The sequence below is a fragment of the Granulicella paludicola genome (assembly GCF_025685545.1).
GTDB lineage: Bacteria > Acidobacteriota > Terriglobia > Terriglobales > Acidobacteriaceae > Granulicella > Granulicella paludicola.
Map to the genome: position 1 here is coordinate 472,447 of NZ_JAGSYC010000026.1, position 20,078 is coordinate 492,524.

General features: G+C 60.1%; 22 protein-coding genes. 4 read left to right on the plus strand and 18 right to left on the minus strand.

Annotated elements, in window-relative coordinates; translation table 11 throughout:
• Nucleotides 1-78: 78 nt before the first annotated feature.
• The 6 genes from OHL14_RS17530 to OHL14_RS17555 form a co-directional block, all read right to left on the minus strand.
• Nucleotides 79-813, minus strand: a complete 735-nt coding sequence (locus OHL14_RS17530; RefSeq protein WP_263380674.1) for a MotA/TolQ/ExbB proton channel family protein — start codon at nucleotides 811-813, stop codon at nucleotides 79-81.
• 229 nt (nucleotides 814-1,042) lie between these two features.
• Complete coding sequence (locus tag OHL14_RS17535; protein ID WP_263380675.1) at nucleotides 1,043-1,780, minus strand: energy transducer TonB; 738 nt, start codon at nucleotides 1,778-1,780, stop codon at nucleotides 1,043-1,045.
• Nucleotides 1,781-2,206: 426 nt separating this feature from the next.
• Complete coding sequence (gene secF / locus OHL14_RS17540) at nucleotides 2,207-3,166, minus strand: protein translocase subunit SecF (protein ID WP_263380676.1); 960 nt, start codon at nucleotides 3,164-3,166, stop codon at nucleotides 2,207-2,209.
• Nucleotides 3,167-3,271: 105 nt separating this feature from the next.
• Nucleotides 3,272-4,852, minus strand: a complete 1,581-nt coding sequence (gene secD / locus OHL14_RS17545; protein WP_263380677.1) for a protein translocase subunit SecD — start codon at nucleotides 4,850-4,852, stop codon at nucleotides 3,272-3,274.
• Between the two features lie 41 nt (nucleotides 4,853-4,893).
• Complete coding sequence (yajC, locus tag OHL14_RS17550) at nucleotides 4,894-5,187, minus strand: preprotein translocase subunit YajC (protein WP_263380678.1); 294 nt, start codon at nucleotides 5,185-5,187, stop codon at nucleotides 4,894-4,896.
• Nucleotides 5,188-5,488: 301 nt separating this feature from the next.
• Nucleotides 5,489-5,962, minus strand: a complete 474-nt coding sequence (locus tag OHL14_RS17555; RefSeq protein WP_263380679.1) for a hypothetical protein — start codon at nucleotides 5,960-5,962, stop codon at nucleotides 5,489-5,491.
• A 64-nt stretch (nucleotides 5,963-6,026) separates the two neighbouring features.
• On the opposite strand from OHL14_RS17555, the gene OHL14_RS17560 reads away from it, so the two are divergent.
• The 3 genes from OHL14_RS17560 to OHL14_RS17570 all read left to right on the plus strand — a co-directional run bounded on the left by OHL14_RS17560 (nucleotide 6,027) and on the right by OHL14_RS17570 (nucleotide 9,716).
• Nucleotides 6,027-6,509: a DUF427 domain-containing protein gene (locus OHL14_RS17560; protein WP_263380680.1), complete on the plus strand. Its 483-nt coding sequence runs from the start codon at nucleotides 6,027-6,029 to the stop codon at nucleotides 6,507-6,509.
• A 79-nt stretch (nucleotides 6,510-6,588) separates the two neighbouring features.
• Nucleotides 6,589-8,007, plus strand: a complete 1,419-nt coding sequence (locus tag OHL14_RS17565; RefSeq protein ID WP_263380681.1) for an MATE family efflux transporter — start codon at nucleotides 6,589-6,591, stop codon at nucleotides 8,005-8,007.
• 131 nt (nucleotides 8,008-8,138) lie between these two features.
• Complete coding sequence (locus tag OHL14_RS17570) at nucleotides 8,139-9,716, plus strand: two-component system sensor histidine kinase NtrB (protein ID WP_263380682.1); 1,578 nt, start codon at nucleotides 8,139-8,141, stop codon at nucleotides 9,714-9,716.
• Between the two features lie 25 nt (nucleotides 9,717-9,741).
• Here the strand turns inward: OHL14_RS17570 and OHL14_RS17575 are convergent, their stop codons facing one another.
• The 3 genes from OHL14_RS17575 to OHL14_RS17585 all read right to left on the minus strand — a co-directional run bounded on the left by OHL14_RS17575 (nucleotide 9,742) and on the right by OHL14_RS17585 (nucleotide 11,559).
• Complete coding sequence (locus OHL14_RS17575) at nucleotides 9,742-10,410, minus strand: putative signal transducing protein (protein WP_263380683.1); 669 nt, start codon at nucleotides 10,408-10,410, stop codon at nucleotides 9,742-9,744.
• A gap of 95 nt (nucleotides 10,411-10,505) precedes the next feature.
• Nucleotides 10,506-10,883 (minus strand): hypothetical protein, encoded by a 378-nt coding sequence (locus tag OHL14_RS17580; protein WP_263380684.1) that lies wholly within the window; start codon nucleotides 10,881-10,883, stop codon nucleotides 10,506-10,508.
• 49 nt (nucleotides 10,884-10,932) lie between these two features.
• The gene (locus OHL14_RS17585) at nucleotides 10,933-11,559 is read right to left on the minus strand and encodes an FMN-dependent NADH-azoreductase (protein WP_263380685.1); all 627 of its coding nucleotides are present in this window, start codon (nucleotides 11,557-11,559) and stop codon (nucleotides 10,933-10,935) included.
• 112 nt (nucleotides 11,560-11,671) lie between these two features.
• On the opposite strand from OHL14_RS17585, the gene OHL14_RS17590 reads away from it, so the two are divergent.
• Nucleotides 11,672-12,283 carry a TetR/AcrR family transcriptional regulator gene (locus OHL14_RS17590; protein ID WP_263380686.1) on the plus strand — a complete coding sequence of 204 codons (612 nt, stop codon included), beginning with the start codon at nucleotides 11,672-11,674 and terminating at the stop codon, nucleotides 12,281-12,283.
• Here OHL14_RS17590 and OHL14_RS17595 read toward each other — a convergent pair.
• The 9 genes from OHL14_RS17595 to OHL14_RS17635 all read right to left on the minus strand — a co-directional run bounded on the left by OHL14_RS17595 (nucleotide 12,280) and on the right by OHL14_RS17635 (nucleotide 20,063).
• Nucleotides 12,280-13,500, minus strand: a complete 1,221-nt coding sequence (locus OHL14_RS17595) for a carboxypeptidase-like regulatory domain-containing protein (RefSeq protein ID WP_263380687.1) — start codon at nucleotides 13,498-13,500, stop codon at nucleotides 12,280-12,282. The two genes, OHL14_RS17590 and OHL14_RS17595, sit on opposite strands and share 4 nt — an antisense overlap.
• 156 nt (nucleotides 13,501-13,656) lie before the next feature.
• Nucleotides 13,657-14,820: a tRNA guanosine(34) transglycosylase Tgt gene (locus tag OHL14_RS17600; protein WP_263380688.1), complete on the minus strand. Its 1,164-nt coding sequence runs from the start codon at nucleotides 14,818-14,820 to the stop codon at nucleotides 13,657-13,659.
• 39 nt (nucleotides 14,821-14,859) lie between these two features.
• Nucleotides 14,860-15,468 (minus strand): hypothetical protein, encoded by a 609-nt coding sequence (locus OHL14_RS17605; protein WP_263380689.1) that lies wholly within the window; start codon nucleotides 15,466-15,468, stop codon nucleotides 14,860-14,862.
• A gap of 50 nt (nucleotides 15,469-15,518) precedes the next feature.
• Complete coding sequence (locus OHL14_RS17610) at nucleotides 15,519-16,283, minus strand: hypothetical protein (protein ID WP_263380690.1); 765 nt, start codon at nucleotides 16,281-16,283, stop codon at nucleotides 15,519-15,521.
• Between the two features lie 28 nt (nucleotides 16,284-16,311).
• Nucleotides 16,312-16,716 carry a hypothetical protein gene (locus OHL14_RS17615; protein ID WP_263380691.1) on the minus strand — a complete coding sequence of 135 codons (405 nt, stop codon included), beginning with the start codon at nucleotides 16,714-16,716 and terminating at the stop codon, nucleotides 16,312-16,314.
• Nucleotides 16,713-17,240 (minus strand): RNA polymerase sigma factor, encoded by a 528-nt coding sequence (locus OHL14_RS17620; RefSeq protein WP_263380692.1) that lies wholly within the window; start codon nucleotides 17,238-17,240, stop codon nucleotides 16,713-16,715. The genes OHL14_RS17615 and OHL14_RS17620 overlap by 4 nt, the downstream gene beginning before the upstream one ends.
• Nucleotides 17,241-17,356: 116 nt before the next feature.
• Entirely contained in the window at nucleotides 17,357-18,136 is a 780-nt protein-coding gene (locus tag OHL14_RS17625) for a hypothetical protein (protein WP_263380693.1), read from the minus strand.
• A gap of 179 nt (nucleotides 18,137-18,315) precedes the next feature.
• Nucleotides 18,316-19,173, minus strand: coding sequence for a hypothetical protein (locus OHL14_RS17630; protein ID WP_263380694.1), 858 nt, complete (start codon nucleotides 19,171-19,173; stop codon nucleotides 18,316-18,318).
• Nucleotides 19,174-19,280: 107 nt separating this feature from the next.
• Nucleotides 19,281-20,063 carry a glycosyltransferase family 2 protein gene (locus tag OHL14_RS17635; protein ID WP_263380695.1) on the minus strand — a complete coding sequence of 261 codons (783 nt, stop codon included), beginning with the start codon at nucleotides 20,061-20,063 and terminating at the stop codon, nucleotides 19,281-19,283.
• Between the last annotated feature and the right edge of the window lie 15 nt (nucleotides 20,064-20,078).

Here is a 20,078-nt window from a genome sequence, read left to right on the forward strand (position 1 = left end):
GATGCGGCGTTTCTTTGGAGGAGTCGCCCCGGCGCGTTGTGCGGCCGGGGCTTTCCAGATGACGCTCGCAAGGGTGGCTTAGCGGTGCGACTGCTTGATGAAGTAGTCGACGAGCTCGGACGAGCTGTTGTCCATCTCGACGTCGAACGCTTCAACCTTGTTCGTGAAGTAGTTGAAGGTCATAACGGCCGGGATAGCTACGAGCAGACCGAAAGCGGTCGTTACGAGAGCTTCGGAGATACCGCCGGCGACTGCGCCAATACCGGTTGCCTTGGAGGTGGCGATCTGTTGGAAGGCGTTGAGAATACCGGTTACGGTGCCGAGCAGGCCGATAAAGGGAGCGGTGGAACCGATCGTTGCGAGACCGCCGAGGCCCTTCTTGAGCTTCGCGTGAACGATAGCTTCGGTACGCTCGAGAGCGCGCTGCGAGCTCTCAACCTGCTCTGCAGTGATGGAACCACCCGAACCGAACGAACGGAACTCGGTGAGACCAGCAGTGACGACTTCAGCGAGGTGCGACTTCTTCGAACGGTCGGCAACCTTGATCGCCTCGTCCAGACGGCCTTCCTTCAGAGCGCCGGCAACCTTGGGAGCGAACTCACGCGACTGCTTGCGGGCTGCCGAGAAGTAGAGGAAGCGGTCGATCATGACGGCCAACGACCAGATGGACATGATGAACAGGATGATGACGATGACCTTAGCGAAGCCGCCCATGTTGCCCCAGAGCTGAACGGGGCTGAAGCCGACAGCGGGTGCATCCTGGAACATGGCGAGAGCGTGAGCGGACGAAGTTGCGATGTGAGCGAGAATCACGGAATTCTTTCCTCCTGAATTAGACCTGCGTGAACTGCAAAGTAGATCGAGTGGTACAAGTGCGACGTTGAATGAAAGAGCCCTGAGCTAGCAGCTCCGCAGTGTCCAGTCCGGATGTCTGACGAATCAGGCAGAGATGGAATGACATGCAGGGTACTGAGTGCAGACCACGGCTACTCTCCGCCGGATGCTTTTGAAACCCGCACCCGGGGAGGATAGCAGAGATGGATCAACCGCCGTTCAGGTTGAAGTTGACGGTGATGGTGGTGTCGACCTCGGTCGGCTCACCGTTGAGGAGATAGGGCTTGTAGCGCCACTGGCGAACCGCGTCGGTGGCAGCGCCCTTGAGCATGTCAGGACCGCTTACGGCCGAGAGCTGCTGGATGCTGCCGTCCTTGCCGATGATGGCGTGGAGAACGACCGTTCCGCCTACGTGAGCTGCTTTGGCGATCGGGGGGTACACCGGCGTGGTCTTCGTCAGAATGTTACCTGCGATAACGCCGCCCGAGATGCGGGCCGGACCAGCGGGCTTGGCCTTGACGACCACGGGAGCGGCAGTGCCGAGACCCATGCCGCCGAAGACGCCACCTGCGCCGCCACTGCTTCCACCCATAGCGCCCATACCAGCAACGCCAGCGGTCGGAGGCGGCGGTGCCGCGTCTTCCTTAATCATTTTGATGTCCTTGGGGATCTTGGTGGGCGCGTGCAGGCCCTGATCGATCTCCGAGACGTGGGGGATAACCTTCACCGGAGTCGGAGGAGGAGGAGGAGGAGGGGGCGGCGGAGGCGGCGGCGGCGCGGAAAGCGATGCCACCATCATGCCCTTCGGGAGGGCCTCCGGATTGATCAACGGATAGATAATCAATGCAGCCAGGATCAGACCATTGAAGCCAAAGGTCGCGATCATCCAGTATCTGGACTTCGACTTGATCCTGCCACCGGACTCGAGCATCGAATCTTCAAACATATGCAACCTCGTTCCCCGTAGGGAATAGCTACCGGCATTAGACACCGCGTGATTCCCAATTGTTCCCGCGAAACCCGATCGGATTCAAAAAATCTGAGAGGTTGTTTTGGGTGGAAACCTGTCCGCACCCTCTATGGGGTTTGTACGGCATCCTTGGGCGTCAGCGGCTTGAGGCTCATCCTACATGAAGACAGTTGATCGTCGTCAAGTGGTGCAGCGCCTTGATTGGATGGCTGTCTAGGCAGGAGCGCGGCCTGCGCGGAGAGATTGCACCATAGATGGTGCAATCGCATGGGGCGCGAGGCTCATGAAACCCCGAAGTATGGGATTTCTTTATATGCGAGAAAGTAAGAGCGGCATCCGAAGGCTCGGATGCCGCTTGTTTGTGTGGAACGCGTGTGGGTAACGCTGAGGATAAAACTGCTCTTAGCGACGACCCTTGGCTGCAGGAAGGGCGGCCTGCTTGCCCTTGCTTGCGCGCCAGTCCTGGTAGGCCACCAGCATGGGTGCGGCGACCGCGATCGACGAGTAGGTTCCGATCAGGATGCCGACCACGAGGGCGAAGGAGAAGCCGTTGAGGACCTCGCCACCGAAGATGTAGAGGCACAGCACGGTGAGGAAGGTGAGGCCCGAAGCAATGACGGTTCGGCTCAGCGTCTGGTTGATGGAGCGGTTGACCACGTCGGCAAGCTTTTCGCGCCGGTTGAGCGCGAGGTTCTCGCGGATACGGTCGAAGACGACGATAGTGTCGTTCATCGAGTAGCCGACCAGCGTGAGGATCGCGGCGATCACGGTGAGGGTGATCTCCTTGTTCGTCAGCGAGAAGAAGCCGATGGTGATGAGCGTGTCGTGGAATACCGCTACGACGGCCGCGACGCCATAGATCAGCTCGAAGCGGAACCAGAGGTAGATCAACATGCCAATCAGCGAGTAGATGGTGGCGAGGAAGGCCTGATTCTTGAGCTGCTTGCCTGCCGTAGGGCCGACGATGTCGACCTGCTGGATGGTGAAGCCGGAGTCATGGTAGCCAGCCTGGAGGGCCTTCTCTACCGCTGTGCGGCCTTGGTCATGCGCTGCATCGGTGGCCGAGGACTGCGGCAGGGAGACGATCACATCGTCGGCTGCTGCGCCGCCTGCGCCCGAAACGCGCTGGATGGTGGCGCCGTGGACGCCAGCCTGGTCCATCGCGGTGCGGATGTGGTCTTCGTTGGGCACGGTATCAAAGTGGACGGTGATCTGAGTACCGCCCTTGAAGTCAATGCCCTGCGGGATGCCGTGCCACGCCAACATGCTGATGACGCCGGCGACGGAGAAGATGAGTGAGAAGCCGAGGAAGTACCACTTCTTCCCAAGCCAGTCGATATTTGAGCTGCGAAACAGTTCCACGAGAAACCTCTTGAGGGGTGCGATGGTGCGAATGTTCGGAGTTGTCAGTTCTCAGTTGGCAGGAAGTACCTGATCCACTAAGAACTGACAACGGAGAACTGACAACTAGATCGACAGCGCTGCGCCGCGGCCCTTCTTGCTGAGCAGGTAGTCGAAGATGGTGCGCGATACGAAGACGGCGGTGAAGATGTTCGCCAGCAAACCGAAGGTCAGCGTGACAGCGAAGCCCTTGACCGGACCGGTCCCGAAGATAAACAGGATGCCAGCGGAGACGATCGTCGTGATGTGCGTATCGACGATGGTGACCCAGGCGTGACCGAAGCCGTCTTCGATGGCCGCTGCTGCGGTCTTGCCGAGGCGAAGCTCTTCACGTACACGCTCGAAGATCAGCACGTTGGAGTCAACACCCATACCGATGGTGAGGATGACGCCCGCGATGCCAGGAAGCGTGAGTGTCGCGCCAGCGAAGCCCATGAAGCCGAGCAGGATGACGAGGTTGAGCACCAGAGCGAGGTCGGCGTTGATGCCAGCGCCACGGTAGTAGATGAGCATGAAGACCATCACCGCGAGCATGCCGGCGATGGCTGCGACGACACCCTGATGGATGCTGGCAGCGCCGAGCGACGGGCCGACGGAGCGGGTCTCGAGGTACGAGATGGACGCTGGCAGCGAACCGGTGCGGAGCATCAGGCTGAGATCCTGTGCCTGCTCCTGCGTGAAGCCACCGGTGATGCGGCCTTGATCGTGGATTGGCTCCTGCACGCCTGCAACTTCGCGGACCTTGTTGTCGAGCACGATGGCCATCTGGCCGGTGCCCTTGATGGAGTCGGTGAACTTGTAGAAGCGATCACCGGCTTCGGTCGTGAGGTTGAAGGTGATGTCGGGGCGACCGTTCTCGTCGGTCGAGGCCTGCGCATCGCGGAAGTCGGTGCCCTCGACGACAGCCACGCGCTTGAGAAGGAAGAACTCATCGGGACCGCCGATGCCGTTCGAACCCTTGACGAGCTCCTGGTCGGCCGGGATCACGTTGTTCAGCGCGGTCATAGCTTCCTGCTCGCTGCCGTAGGCGTTGATGACGCCATGAATCTCGAGCTTGGCGGTGGACTGAATGATGCTCTCGACGCGGTCCTGATCGGTGACGCCGGGGAGCTCTACGAGGATCTGGTTGTCGCCGACGCCGTAGGGCTCAACATGGGGCTCAGAGACTCCGAGCTTGTCGATGCGCTCGCGGATAGTCTCGATCGACTGGTCGAGCGTGCGGCTCTCCAACTGAGTGATCGCGCTGGGCGTCATGGTCATCGTGTAGTTGCCGCTGACGTTCGCGATGGAGTACGCCGCGTACACGTTGCCGGTGATGATGTCATGCACAGCCGACTGCTGAGTCGGGGTCACACCGTTGATGGTGATGACCTCGGGGTGCAGGAGGTCGAGCTTGGTCGCCGTGGCTCCGGTCGAAGCGAGTGCGGTGTTAAGCGTCTGCACATCGCGGTCGGTGCTGGAGTTGATCGCCTCGGCCACATGCACCTGGAGCACCAGGCGCGTGCCGCCCTGCAGGTCGAGTCCGAGGTGGATGCGATCGGTAATAGACTGCTTGAACCCGCCATGTGGAATCCCGAAGATTCCGTAGACGAAGATCACCAGGACTGCCACGATAAAGCCAATTCTGCCGGCCAGTTTGTTGCCCATCTGTATAGATCCTTAAGTAGAGAACGGTACGTCTTGAACTTTTATGCGGTGGTGGAGGTGTCGTCAGTGGTGACGGCAGCCACGGAGCTCTTCACGAACTCGATTTTGACGTTGTCGGGCTGCGTGCGGAGGACAAGGACGTCGTCCTTGACTGACACGATGACGCCGCGAATGCCGCCGTTGGTGGTGACCTTGTCGCCGGCCTTGAGCTGCGAGAGCATCGCCTGCCAGGTCTTCTGCTTCTTCTGGTTGGGAGCAATCAGAAGAAAGTACATCACGACAAACATCAGCAGCAGGAGCGGGAGACCGCCCAGCTGGCCCAGGAATCCGGGCATTGCGAGAAAACCTAACGTCAGGATGCTCAAGACGGCTTTGCCTGCATCTCACATCGCGGCACGCAGAGGTTAAACTCTCTGCAGTCGACCCCGCCGGATGGAGTCTTCCTTAATCAAGATGTAGGGGATTTCGGTTGCCTGCACCAGAAGCGGGCAAGCGCGTTGATGGACCGTGCCTGGATGAAGGTACACACCAGACGCACGTCGGCCAGCAACAGCGCAATCACACCTGAGCATTAAGCATCGCGGAACAATGGGGTGCTGTCAAGGAAATCGGGGGAAATCGGGTGGTTCGTGGATCTCAGGCCGACCGGCGCCGCAGCAGCACCGGCGAAAATGTCGCCAGGAACGCCACTAGAAGCAGCCCACCCAGAGCCAGCGGTGTCCGGTTCACGGAGAACACCGCCCACGCCGAAAGCACCCAGAAAGCCATGTTCGCCGAGGCCGCCACATATACCCAGTCAGAGAACTTGTGCTGGTCGCGAACGAAATCCATCTCCGCCAGAGAAGGGTACGTCGTGGTGGGGGTGATCGTAAGCCGCAGAAGGATCACGGGCAGCAGGTTGAGAGCCAACACGAGCGCGACCCATAGGACCGGAGCGAACGGCTGCCCAAAGTGCGGCTCAATCAGCCAGGTGATTGCGACGGTCATCAGCACGTTGAGCGTAGCCCCCGCGTTCACCTGCGGCGGGAAGTGGCCCATATCGCTGAGCCTGTTCATCTGGTTCAACTTTTTTGCCGAAGATGCGGTGGTGTCGTGGCGTATCTCATTCATGCGGGGCCTCGCAGGGGTGGGTGCAGGAAAGAAGTTTACGCTGAAGAGAAAGGGGGTCTTCGATATGGTCAACGAGCTTGCCATCGAATCGGTATGGGACTATCCGCGACCGCCTCGTCTGGAGCCAGCGAAGCGCCGGATCAGGATCGTCCAAGGTGGGATTGTGCTGGCGGATACGACCAACGCGCTGCGCATCCTTGAGACCAGCCATCCTCCGGTCTACTATCTGCCGCCGCAGGATCTCGCCATGCAATACCTGCGGCCGTCCACGCGTCGACAGAGTTTCTGCGAGTTCAAAGGCATGGCGACCTACTGGAATATTGAGATACCGGGACACGTCTCGCTCGATGCTGCATGGAGTTATGCCGAGCCTTCGACGGAGTATGTTGCCTTGCGAGACCACCTGGCCTTTTATGCGAGCAAGGTGGAAGAGTGCTCCGTGGACGGCGAAGTCGTAGTGCCGCAGGAGGGGGATTTTTATGGCGGCTGGATTACCTCGCATGTCTCTGGACCGTTCAAGGGAGCGGCAGGTACGCGTGGCTGGTAAGAGCTGAAAGCTCCAGTTCTTCGTTATCGGTTGGAAAACCTGAGAACGAAGAACGCAACCTCTCGCGTTACCCTTGTTTATGCTCTTTCGATTGAAGGATGTCCGCAGCGAACTGCCTGCGCTGATCTCGCTCGCCGTGCCACTGATCGCCGGGGAGTTGGGATGGATGGCTATGTCGCTGGTCGACACCATCATGCTGGGCCACCTGCCGAACTCCTCGCTAGCTATGGCTGCGGCGGCTCTGGCGCAGGTGTTGTTCAATACGCTGTGCTTCGGGGTCGGCGGGGTGTTGCTGGGGCTCGATTCCCTGATCTCGCAGGCGCTGGGAGCACGAGAGCAGACGCAGGCCAATCGCTGGCTGCTGCATGGACTGGTGATGGCGTGCGCGCTCAGTGGCGTGTTGCTGCTGCTCTTTGGCTTCGGCCCGCACCTGATGCGGCTTATGCCGGTGGAGGTCGCCGTGCTCGACATCGCCATCCCCGCGATGCAGGGGCTGAACTACGGTACGCTGCCGCTGCTGCTGTACTTCACGCTACGCCGCTATGTGCAGGCTACCGGACACGGCAAGCCGATCGCGTTTGCACTGATCAGCGCCAACCTCGTGAATGCCGCAGCTGATTGGCTGCTGATCTACGGGCACAGATTTCATGTAAGCGGATATAGCCTGACGGTTCGTGCCTACGGTGTGGTGGGGTCTTCCTGGGCGACGAGCTTTGCGCGGTTCTATCTTTTTCTGGTGCTGGCGATCGTGGTGTATTGGCTGGATCGCAAGCACCGCTATGGGCTGCGAGGGGTATCGCGTGAGATTGAGTATCAGCATTTGCGGAAGCTGTTTGTGCTGGGAGCTCCCGCAGGAGCTTCGATTTTTGTAGAGATCGGAATTTTTGCGCTGGTGACCTCGTTGATCGCGAGCTTTGGAAGAAATGCTCTGGCTGGGCACGAGGTTGCGCTGCAGTGTGCGAGCACAACGTTCATGGTGCCCTTTGCGATCTCATCGGCCACTTCGGTGCGCGTGGGACACGCTATTGGGAGAATGAGAACGGGAGCAGCCACCGTTGCGAACGTCGCTGCGGCCGGCTGGAGCGGCATTGGTGCGGGTGCAGGCTTTATGCTGGCGGCCTCGGTGGTGATGCTGACGGTTCCGGCGCGCATCGCGCATGTATTTACGCCGGACCCGGGTGTGATCGCGGCTGCGGTGCCGCTGATGCTGATCGCAGCAGGCTTTCAGTTCTTCGATGGCATCCAGATTAATGCCACTGGTGCTCTGCGAGGCGCGGGCAATACGACTACCGGATTGTGGACACAACTGGTTTGCTACTGGCTAGTCGGGATGCCGCTGGGAGCGCTGCTGGGTTTCCACGAAAAGATGGGGGCAGCCGGACTATGGTGGGGTCTGCTGATCGCGCTGACGGGGGCCGCGGTGGTGCTTCTGGCGGCTTGGCGGAAGACTCTGCGGGAGGTTGCTGCGGGGCTGCCTCAGAGGGCACACAGCATGTAGCGAGGACCTGAAAGCAGCAAACCCGCAGGGGTGTAAGAGCATCTCAATATGTTGAGAAAACAATATCGCGGGTAGATATAAATCTAACTCGCTGACCTTGGCCACACGACTATAGGCCCGCATAGGGATACATGACTTCAACACTGACATCTGAACTTCAGGCTGGCCTGCAGGCTGTTCACACTCTAGAGGGCCCGGGTAGCGGCATCGGACTTTTGATTCAAGATCCGATGAACCGGCGGTTGATTGAGAGCGCTTCGTCCCATCTGGATCTGCAGTGCGTTGTTTTGAAGAATGAGCTGCTGTCACTCGATACGTTGACGCCGCTTGAAATGATCGTCACAGACGCTGCCAATGCCGAGATGGTTCAATCCATTTTGACCGGCCACGAGGCGAAGGGCGAGGGTCTGAACCCTGCGCTTATTTCCGTCGCGGTTCGCGATGACTGCGAGTCGCAACCGGTCGCCAATTCCCATCCCTATGACGGTATGTTGTGCCTGCCTCAGACTCCTGCGCAGATTGCAGCGCAGCTAAGCCTGATGCTGTACTCCCATCGAGCTTTTGCGCGGCGCTATCACAATGCGATTGAAGAGCTGCATTTGAATCGGCGCATCTTTCGCTCCGTAACGAGTGGCATCAGCGTTGCGGACGCAACGGAACCGGACGTTCCCTTGACGTACGTCAATCCGGCGTTCGAGGTGATGACGGGATATTCGCTCGAAGAAGTGATGGGGAAGAACTGCCGATTTCTGCAAGGGAAAGATACCGACCAGGTGGGGGTGGACTCTGTGCGCACGGCCATTCGCGAGCGGCGTGAGGTCGTCGTCATCCTGAAGAATTATCGCAAGGATGGAACGCCATTCTGGAATGAGCTGTCGCTTTCTCCGATTCGCAATCGCGAAGGTGAAGTGACCCACTTTGTGGGCATCCAAACCGATGTGACGGCCCGGGTGGAGTTCGAGGCGGCGCTGCGCGAGAGTGAAAAGCTGGCTGCGGTCGGCAGACTCGCCAGCACGATTGCGCACGAGATCAACAATCCCCTCGAATCGGTGATGAACCTGGTCTATATCGCTGCGAACTCCGAAAAGACCGACGACACTAAGAAATATCTGGCGATGGCTGATGCTGAGCTCCAGCGAGTCAAGCTGATTACGGCGCAGTCCTTGCGCTTCTTCAAGCAGTCGACCAAGCCTCAGTCGGTGCAAAGTTCGGAGTTGTTGAATTCGGTGCTCGATCTCTACGGATCTCGGTTGATCAATGCGAATGTGGCCATTGAACGCAGAGACCGGCGCTCAGGAAAGTTGACCTGCATGGAGAGCGAGATCCGGCAGGTGATGAATAATCTCGTGGGAAATGCGATCGACGCCATGCAAACAACCGGTGGAGGTCGCCTCCTCATTCGGACACGCGAAGCGACGGAGCCACGAGGCGGGCAGCGAGGCGTGCTTTTCACCTTCGCAGACACCGGCAGCGGCATCGATTCCGAGAACCTTTCGAGCATTTACCGTCCGTTCTTCACCACCAAGGGAGCAAACGGGACCGGGCTGGGCTTGTGGATCAGCAGCGGTATCGTTGACCGCCACAGTGGACGCCTGAAGGTGAAGAGCCGGCGATCGGCGAAGGGGAGTGGAACGGTGTTTCAACTTTTCCTCCCCTACAACGGTCAGTTGAAGCCGTTGCCCGAGGCGCTGAAGACCGGGATCCAGTAAGGGCTGCGCGAAGGATGTTCAGCCGTTATGCCAGCGTCTGCTCGGTGAGGATTTGCGCTTCTTCGAGCCGCTGCGCGTGGACTTCAAGGCGAATCTCCTGCTCTTCAAGTGTCATGTCATCGCGGCCATCCGTCCAGGCATAGGAGATGCCAGAGCTTCCAAGCGCGTGAGCGACGATGAGAGCATTGATTCGGCTCATCACGCCGAGAAGAGTCATTCCCTTGGGATCTTCGGCGGGGTCGTTGCCTTCTGCCTGGGGAAAGAGCTTCATGGCTGCCTGCAGCAGTTTGCGAGCCTGCGCTTCGTCCTCTCTACCCACGATGAGGCCGAGCTGCAACAGTCCACGTGATCCTGTTGACCGGGGTTCGATTGCATCCCAGTTGACGACACGGTGCGGGATTTCAGCCTGGGTAAGCAGACGCAGCGCTTCGTTCAGACGGAAGGCGTCGTCGAAGGTCTGGAGCTCGACCTCGTCGGCGTCGAGCGCCTCATCCGCAATCGCCGAGTGGTCGGGGAGCGGCTGTGTAACCGGCACGCCCGTCACGCTGAGACCGCGCTCTTTGATCACCTGAGCGAGCGCCTGCTGCGCGAGGTCGGTGAGATCGTCGCGGTGCTCGTGGAGGGCCAGCAGTTCTGCATCACTGCGGTCGTTGTAGACGTCGAGGAAGTTTGCGAGTTCGCGATCGAGTGCCATCTCGGAGAGGCTATCACCGTCGCGCTTCAGCGCAAAAAAAATGGGCCGCTGTCTGAATACAGCGACCCGCGAATCGTAGAGCAACTTGCTTTTGATTACGCCTTCGCCTGGAAGATGCCCGCAAACGCGGAACGCACGCCAGCGAAGGTCAGCAGCCAGAGAGTGACGACCACCGTAGCCATCGGCAGGCCCGCCGGAGCGAGGAAGACGTGGAAGAGGAAGATGTTGACGATCACCGGGCCCAGCAGAACGAGCGCCAGTGGAACGTAACGGCCTGCCAGCAGCAAGAGGCCCCCAACCAGTTGAAGAAGGAAGATCGCCACATAGTAGTGCGACATGAAGATCGCGCCCATGAACTGTCCTGCCAGCCCCGTCGGCGGAGGCATGTGGATGAACTGCAGAAAGCCATTGGCGCCGAAGATCACGAAGATAAGGCCCAAAAGATAACGTGCAATCAGAGAGGCGATACGCATAGATGTGTTCCTTTCAAGAGGGTTGGAGGCCAGGCCGTAACCGGATGGCTTACGCAGTTGCGAACTTCGACTGGATCGCTTTCAGCTGCGGAGCGAGGAACTCAGCCCGGTCAGCACCGTAGTTCAGAGCAGCGGCGCCGCCGGCTGTCTGGAACGAGGTGTCCGTGACGCCGAGGAAGAAGAACAGCGTGCGCAGATAGGGCTCAGTGAAATTGAAGCTCTCTGCTGCAGTGCCGGGGCCGTACTCGCCGCCGGTGGCGATGAGGAAGTGGGCCTTCTTGCCCTTGAGCAGGCCCTGGGGCTTGCCATCGACGTACGCGAATGTCACACCCGCGCGGGCAATCTGATCGATCCAGAGCTTGAAGGTGCCGGGAACGCTGAAGTTATGCATAGGGATGCCGAAGACGTACTCGTCTGCGCTGAAGAGCTCGGCAGTGAGCGTGTCGGAGAGCGCAAGGGTGGCCTTCTGCTCTGCGCTGCGCTTGTCCTCAGGGGTAAAGGCAGCGCCGATCCACTCACCGTTCAGCGCAGTGAGGGGGGTCGTCGTAAGATCGCGGGTAATGACCGTGCCACCCGGATTGGCGGCCTGCCAGTTCTTTACGAACTCAGCGGTGAGAGCGCGGCTGACCGAACGGTCGCCGGCAGGGCTGGAATCGAGATGCAAAAGTGTGGGCATGGTGTTTCTCCTTCACGACAACTGATGCTTAGGCAACAGTTGTTGATTCAGGAGAACACAACAAATGTCGTTTAGGCAACAGCTGTCGAGTATTTGTTACACTAAATTTGCGATGAATGAAGTCTTTCAATCCGTCGAGGCACCGCAGGTCGAGCCAACCGAGCCGTGTATGCGTCAGGACCCACGCAGCCGCCGCACCCGCGAGCTGCTGCAGCAGGCCTTGGCTAAGCTGATGGAAGAGAAAGACTTCGACAAGATTTCGGTGAATGACATTACAGGGGCGGCCACAGTAAATCGCGCTACCTTCTATGCCCATTATCCTGATAAGTTTGCGCTGCTGGAGTGCCTGGTCGCGGGTCAGTTCCACGCGCTGCTCGACGAGCGGGGAGTCAGCTTCAACGGTAGTTGTTCCAGTGCTCTGCGCGCTTTTGTACTGGGTGTCTGCGACTTTCTGGCTCGTAGCCCGGGTGTCGATTGCGAGCCGGGTCGACCGATGGAGCCGCACATGGAGTCTGCTGTGGTTGCGGTGGTGCGCGGCATGCTGCTGGAGGGGATGAGGAACCACATCGACCCCTCGTCAACGGCCTCGCCCGAGCTGCGTTCAGCTACGATCAGCTGGGCGATCTTTGGAGCGGCGAAAGAGTGGGTTCGCACGCAAAACCGACTGAGTTCGGATGAGATCGCCGACATCATCACATCGCTCGTCGGCCCGTTGATGCATTAGTGCTGTGCCTGCACAGGTACGAGCGAGGCGGTAAAACCGGAGAGGTCCGTGTCGGTTACAACAATGGGCTGCGAGAGCGGTTGGAAGCTCACGACGGGTTCCGTTGAAGTGCCTCCGCCGCGAAAGCCAACGGACGCCCGGGTGCTGGCTCCGTTGATAGCCAGCACGTAGTTGCCCGGCGGCACATAGCGCACATTGAAGCTGCCGTCCGCCGCGATGGTTCCCCGCAGGACAAGCGAAGAGTCACTGGCATCCGTGATCGTGACGCCACCGGAGGCTACATTCTGGGTCGCGTCCGAGCTGTTCACCTGGCCGCTCACGGTGCGCAGCGAACGCAGGTCGATCACGATGCGCACATCGGTGCGCTCGTCGCCAGCGCGCACCGTATAACTTTTCGCCGCGCTCTTGCGGAAGACTCCCGGCGCATAGACCCGCAGCACAGACACCACACCTCCGCGCGCTGCGCCGAAACCATTCTGGCGACTGGCAGGAAGTAGCGCCTGGATTTGATAGTCGCTGCCGGGCAGCCCCGCGATGCGGAACTCGCCGCGGTCGTCGGTCGTCGTGGACAGACCGAAGCTGCCCTGCGGGAGAGCGAGAATGAGCGGGGAGATTTGCGAGCCGGGCGGCGCTGCGGGATTCACCGCGGTGATCGAGATGCCAGCAGCCGGGCTACCATCCTCCCATAGGAGCTTCCCTCCGACAGTGCCTCCGCGTTGCAGGGTCACGGCGACAGAGTTTGCGGTTCCCGCATCGACATGCACCGTTGGCAGCGCGGCTACGAGTTGCGCGGGGTCTGCCCCGTTGGCTGCGGCAACGGTGAGCAGAGCGCGCTCCGACACATAGCCAAGCGCGGAGGCCGTCACGTAGTAATCACCCGGAGCCACGTTTGTGGCGGTGAAGGTGCCGTCGACTTCAGTCCGGGCACCGCTTGCGCCGAAGTTGCTACCACCGAAGCGACCGCCTCCCGAAGGGTTCGTAACGGAGGTGACGCTTACTAGTTGCACCTGAGCAAAACGGATGGGGCGTCGCGTGTCCTGCGCGTAGACCGTGCCAGTGACCGTGCCAGTGACCGTGCCTGCTGGTGCTGAGTTTGCAGGCTGCACCTGCACCATCGGCGCGCCCTGCGCGGATAGATTCGCGGCGGCAAGCAACGGCAGGATGAGAACGAGATGCTGTGCGAAGCGGAGAGAGACGCGAGCAGTCGAGGACATCATAGTCACTACTTTATGGGCAAACAGCCAGTGTGGTGTCTTGGGAGTTCGTTACAGAAGTCTTGTTTGAAAAGGCGACTGCGTTTGTCGTAAAGGGCCGCGCCAAACTTCGCTCAAGATGGACAGATTTATTTTGTCAGGGGCTTTCAATTCAGGATACTAGTTGCCGAGTTCACGACGCACTCTCTCCATCGTCTCCAAGTAGAACGCAAGGTTGTGGATGGAGTTCAACGTTGCGCCCAGTGGTTCGCCGCTCGCGAACAGGTGCCGCAGATAGGCCCGCGTGTAGCGCTGGCAGACCATGCACTGGCAACCCTCGTCGATGGGGCGCTGATCCTCTGCGTTGTCCTGCTTCTTGATGTTCAGGCGAACGACAGCGCTGCGACGATCCTGCGGATCCTGGCGCGTGAAGAGCAGGCCGTGGCGACCGGCTCGAGTAGGCAGCACGCAGTCCATCATGTCGACGCCCATCTTCGCGTACTCTTCGATCTCGTCCGGGTAGCCGACGCCCATGACGTAACGCGGCTTGTCTTTGGGCAGCACCTCGAGTGCGAGCGCGATCATCTCGCGGGTGACCTCGCGGGGTTCGCCCACGGCGAGGCCGCCGATCGCGTAGCCGGGCAAATCCATCTCCACGAGCCGCTCCGCTGATTCCCGCCGCAGGTCCGGGTACATGCCCCCCTGCACGATGCCGAAGAGAGCCTGGTGCTTGCCTGCAAACTTTGCTGGATCGTAGCCGTGCTCCGCGTCGCGCGCCAATGGATGCGTCCATGGCACCTCGTGGCGATGCTCTTCCCAGTACTTCTTCGACCGCGCGGCCCACGCGTGTGTGAGCGCCATCGAATCGCGCGTACGCTCCCAGCTTGCGGGGGTCTCTACGCACTCGTCGAAGACCATCATGATGTCGGCGCCGAGCGCGATCTGAACGGCCATGGAATGTTCAGGCGAGAAGAAGTGCTTGGATCCGTCGAGGTGCGAGCGGAACTCCACGCCATCTGCCGAGATCTTGCGGAGCTTCGCCAGCGAGAATACCTGGAAGCCGCCAGAGTCAGTGAGCATCGACCGCCGCCAGCTCATGAACCGATGGACACCACCGGCCCGCGCGATCAACTCGTGCCCAGGCCGCAGGTAGAGGTGATAGGTGTTGGCGAGGATGATCTCAGCATTGAGCTCCTCGACTACGTTCTGCGGCACGGCTTTCACCGTGGCCGCCGTGCCAACGGGCATAAAAACGGGAGTCTGGACATCGCCATGCGGCAGGCTTAGCTGCGCGCGGCGACCTCCCGACTCCGTTGTGTGTTGAACCTGAAACTCTAACGACATTCCTTCGATTGTAGTGAAGTCGCGAATGAAGCGAAGGCGCTACAGCTTCGTTGCTTCCACCACCGGACAGCTCGAGCTTTGCAGGCAGGCATCGATCAGTGTCTGCACCCTGGCGAAGACCTGTTTTCCGATCACGCCCTGCTGCTTGCCGATGATGCCCTGCTGGCGTCCGATTTCACCCTGAGCGCGGCCGATGCTTCCCTGCTCCGCGCCGATGCGAGACATCTCCGCTGGGCTTGAGGCGGCTCGCATCTCGGCGCTTAGCGCCCGCTGCTGCGCGCTCAACGGCTTCTGCTGATCGGAGAGCGCCTTCTGCTGGCGGCTCAGCTCATGCATGGGCGAATACATCTCTTCCACTTCATGGAGGCTGCCTGGCTGGTCGATCCGATAGAGAGCGCCGTTGGAGGAGAAGACGATGTAGTTGCCGGGATGTGCGTCAGCATACGCGCGCAGGCTGTTACCTTCTTCCCAGCCGCCATGCTGTGACGGTTCCTGGCCTTCGAGATGCAGTAAGAACGGGTGACCGTCGCCATGAAACTCTTCACTCACTGTCGCGGGTTTCGCTGTCTGTGCAGTGATCGACAACGGAAGCATCAGGCCAAGGCAAAGGCCTCGCGATAGTGCCGTCCTTACATACTTTGCAAGCATGATCTCTCTCCTGTTTCGAGCTCTCTGTTGGGAATGTCCAGCAAAGGCGGTTACTCCGGCGCTTTCTCGCTGTGCCTGTCCGAGCCCTTGTCGTCCTGGAAGGCCTTCTGCGATTCGCGCAGAGCCTCGCGAGCTTCGGCCATGCGACGCTGCATCTCGGCGCTGTTGAGTGCCTTCATGCTTTGCGCCTTTGCTGCTATCTCGGCCTGCATCGTGCTGAAGTCCATCGAGTCGAGGCGGCTCAGAGCCATGTCGATCTGCGGCTGCACATTCAGCATCGCCATCTGCGGCAGAGCGCCCAGACCGGGGATCATCATGAAGGCATCGCCCGGACCCATGGGACCACCGCCTTCCCCTGTGCCGCGCTTGCGGATGGTGTGGATGAAGGTCAGCTCCTTCGGTTCCACGGTGATGATGGCGGTCTCCACCATGTCGTCGCTGCGGCGCTTGCTGCAGACATCGGTGGATTCGCCGGACTTCAGGCTGCGCGTGTGTACCGAGCAGTGCCAATCGCCTGTGTTGAGCTTGTTGCGGAAGGCATCGACGTCCGCGATGTTGTACATGCCCGGCTTGTCATACTCATAGGTGCGAACCACGTTCAACACCATGGTGCGGGCCTTCGCCTTGTCGCGGCCACCGACCATGCCCAGCGTATCTGGGTCCATCGTCACCTCGGTGACGTCGCTCGCACCCTTGGCAAAGACCTCCGTCCCTGCAAAGAGGTCATCCTTCATCGGCGCGCTCGTCTGCGCGTGTGCGAATGTTCCAGCTGCCATTGCCAACACCATCATCCCTGCCATTTGCTTCATATTCATCTCGTGTCTCCTGTCCGATCTCGTATCTCTATTCGATTGAATCCAGCTGCACACCCGCCTTGGCCAGCTGCTGGCGCGTGTGTGCGAGTGCCTGATCGGTGATGCGCGTCGCCGTCTCAAACTGCTGGGTCGCTGCCTCGCGCTCATGCCGCTGATGAATCTCTTCCAGCCCGAAGACACCCAGGGCCAGCATGGCTGCCAGTCCCAACGCGGCGTATCGCTGCACACGGGAGCGGAAGGCAATCACCTTCCCGGTAGTCGGCGCGGGGGGGACAGCAACCGCTTCGGCAGGCTTCGCGACTCGGTCCATGATCCTTGCCGCGAAGCCTTCCGGTGCATCGACGCGCTGCATCGCCTGCGTCAACTTCGTTTCAAAATCATTCGCTTCAAAAGCTTTCTGCACAGATTCTGTATTCAAAATGTCATCGCTCATCGTACGTACTCCTTCATCGTTACTGCGGCCTTCCTGCGCAGCAGCTGTAGGCCGCGCTGCAGATTGCTTTTCACCGTGGCGACAGGCTGGTTCAGCAGTGTCGCAATCTCATCCGGCGTCATCTCTTCCTGGTACCGCAGCACGATGGCTACGCGCTGCTGCTCAGGGATCGTTCTCAACAACTCTTCGAGCAGCGCCAGCACCTTGGCGTTCAGTGCCTCGCTGTTGTCCTCGACAAACTGTTCTTCCAGCCACTCCTCGGCGCCTGCCTCCGGCTGCCGGGAACGCTTCCGCAGCGAGTCCGTGGCGCGGTGTACCGTGACGCGGCGCAGCCAGAACTTCACGTGATCTTCGCTCTCCAGCCGCGCCTGGGCACTTATGAGCTCGCGGTGCAGCTCCAGGAACGCATCCTGGGCCACCTCTTCGGCGGAGCCGTGCTCCCCCGTGACGCGCAGCGCCAGAGAGAACACCATGCGCTGGTGTGTCTCCACGAGTCTGCGAAAATCGGTCGATTCGATGGCCATCGTCTGCTTTCAGGGGGTGTGCACTTACCCGCTCACTCACCTATACGACGAGGTATGCGCCCCCGAATGCAAAATCTTTCAGGGGCGTGCTTTTTCTTTCAGAATGTTTTGGTGATTTAGTGGAGGCTTGCCGTCATCTGTTGCTGCAGAAGGACTTGCACGGCCTCGGGGACCGATAGGCTGTGGTCGAAGTAATGGAACTGCGTGCGGGTAAGCTCGCTGTTCTTCGCTACGGTCTTGAAGAGCGCGGCCTTGCCGCCGATCTGCGTCACCACATGCACCGTCCGCCAGTGCCCGTCTTCCAAATGCCTGTCGCTGGAAAAATGACTCCCCGCATGGATGTTGGCCAGCAGGCCCATGCCAATCGTTACCGGCTGGTCCAGCTTGCCTTCGATGTGCATCAGCCGCATCTGCGAGGCGTCGATGGCGAGCCAGCCGTTCATCCCGTGGAGCACCTGGTCTTCAATCGCGCTGGGTGACACTTCCGGATTCGGGTGGAAGTTCATCTTCCATACGCCGTCTTCCAGCCTCACGTTATCGAAGAGGAAGTCTCTGGGGAGCAACTCCAGCATGTGCCGTGCGTGCAACTCGTCATTGCGGGTAGCCTGCCCCTTGCGGATGAAGTCTGCAGGGTCGGCGGCGATGGCGTTCAGCCGGGCGTGCTCCTGCTGCGCCTGCGCTGGCGTCAATGGCTTGCCATCGACGGCCAGCAGCATGGCGATACGGCCATCCGAGTTCTCCACGATGCGCTCGTTCCAGAGATGTCCGCCGGTGCGCTCGGACCGCTCATTCGACAGGTACTCGTAGCATTCGCGATGCGCCGCCGCCTCGTTCTCGTTCTCGATCAGCGGCTTCAGGAGTTCCAGCGGAGTGTGCGGAACCTCCGTCTGTGCCATGGCAAACGCGCACGGCATCATCCCAAGGATCGAAAGAGCGACGACACGAACGGCACGAACGCTGAGGGTTTGAATGAGAAATCTCCAGTGGAACACTTCTATGAGACGCAGAAAAGCTGATTCGAGTCTAGAAGACGATTCTTATGGCTGGATGAAGGTGTCGCCACAAAAGACCGCTGCTATTTAGACGCAACTGGAAGGGTGCCTGGATTGCGCAACAGCAGTTCTGCAGCCTCGGGAACGGAGAGTTCGCGGTCCAGCGGTTGGAACTCCGAGCGGTATAGATCGAGGTTCAGATCCACTGACTTGAAGAGCATCGCCTTCGCCCGCACCACCGTCGCCACGTGCATGGTGTGCCAGCGTCCATCGGTTTGCTGCCGGTCGGTGATGAAGCTGCTGCCCATGTGGATGTCCGCCAGCAGACCGAAGCCGATACTGACATCCTGGACGAGGTGAAAATCCATGTGGACCAGCCGCAAGTCCTTTGCGTCGATTACCAGCCGTCCGGCCATGTTGTGCAGCACCTTCTCCTCGAGATGCCCCGGCGTATAGCTGGGATCTGGCCGGAAGTTCATCTTCCACTGACCGTTGTCGAGCACGACATCCTCAAACAGGTAATCGTGCGGCAGAACGTCCATCACCTGGCGGATGCGCTTCTCTTCGGTGCGCGCGTTCAGCTCATGCTTTACGAAGGTCTCCGGGTGGTCGTGGACCGTCTGCAGGCGGCTGTGCTCTTTCTGCATCTCCTCCGGGGTGAGCGTGCGGCCATCGACAGCCAGCAGCAGTCGCACGCGGCCTGGAGCGGTTTCCACGACACGCTCGGTCCACAGATGTCCGCCAGTGCGATCGGACCGCTCATTCGAGAGATATTCGTAGCGGTCATGCCGTGCGGCCGCCTCATTTTCGTTACGAATCATCGCGGCGACAAGCTCTCGCGGACTCTGCGGCACGACGGGTGGAGCTGCAAACGCAGGCAAACCTGCAGCCAGCAGCGCCGACGCGAGAAGCATCCGATTCGAGAGAAAGGGCGCAGCCACAACGACCTCCACGCAGTCAGTCTAGCCGGAACAGAGTCTGCGGGTGAGGCCGAGTCTTCCGTGCAGGATGCTTATCGCCCACCAATCCCCGGTTCGGACCAGCGGGATCAGCCTTCGGGCTGTTCGCGGATGTCCACGTACGTGTTGGTGAAGGGGCGCTTGAAGAAGGTCGTCCAGAGATAGTTGATGGAGTAGCGCGCGGCCATGGTCAGCATGCCTTCGTTCTTTAAGCGGCGCGCGGAGGAGAACATCTTCAGATCGAAGGTAAAGCGGACCTCGCCGACGGCGTTGAGGCGCCGGGCGATGTCAGTGTCCTCGCCATAGAAGCTGATATCGGTGTTGAAGCCGCCGATCTCCGCGAGCGCGCTGCGGCTGGTGACAAAGTTGCCGCCTTGCACCATGGAGCCGACACGCAGCACGTATCGGTTCATGGCGTAGGTGGCCCAGCCGATGAGGTAGAAGGCGTGCACGAAGAGCCGCTGACGCGCGTTGAGGTCGTAATAGAGCACCGGACCGGAGAGCGCTGCGAGGGATTGTTTCGCAGGGTCGAGCTTCGCTTTCTCTGCGTGGCTGCTGAAGGTGGCGAGCACCTGTTCAACCCAACCGGGCGTAAGGCGCGAGTCGGAGTCGACGTTGGCGATGAGGTCGCCGCTGCTGGCGGCGAAGCCTGCCTGACGGGCGAAGGTGAGTCCCTTGCGCGGTTCGTCGACAACGGTGACACCGGGGTAGCTCAGCGCGACCTCTCGGGTGCGGTCGTTGCTGGCGTTGTTGACGACGATGATCTCAGTGGTTCCGGCAGGGAGGGCACGGGTCTGGTCGAGGATCGATTCCAGACAGGCCGGAAGGTAGGCTTCTTCGTTGTAGGCGGGGACCACGAAGCTAAGTCTCATACTGCCGATGCTAGT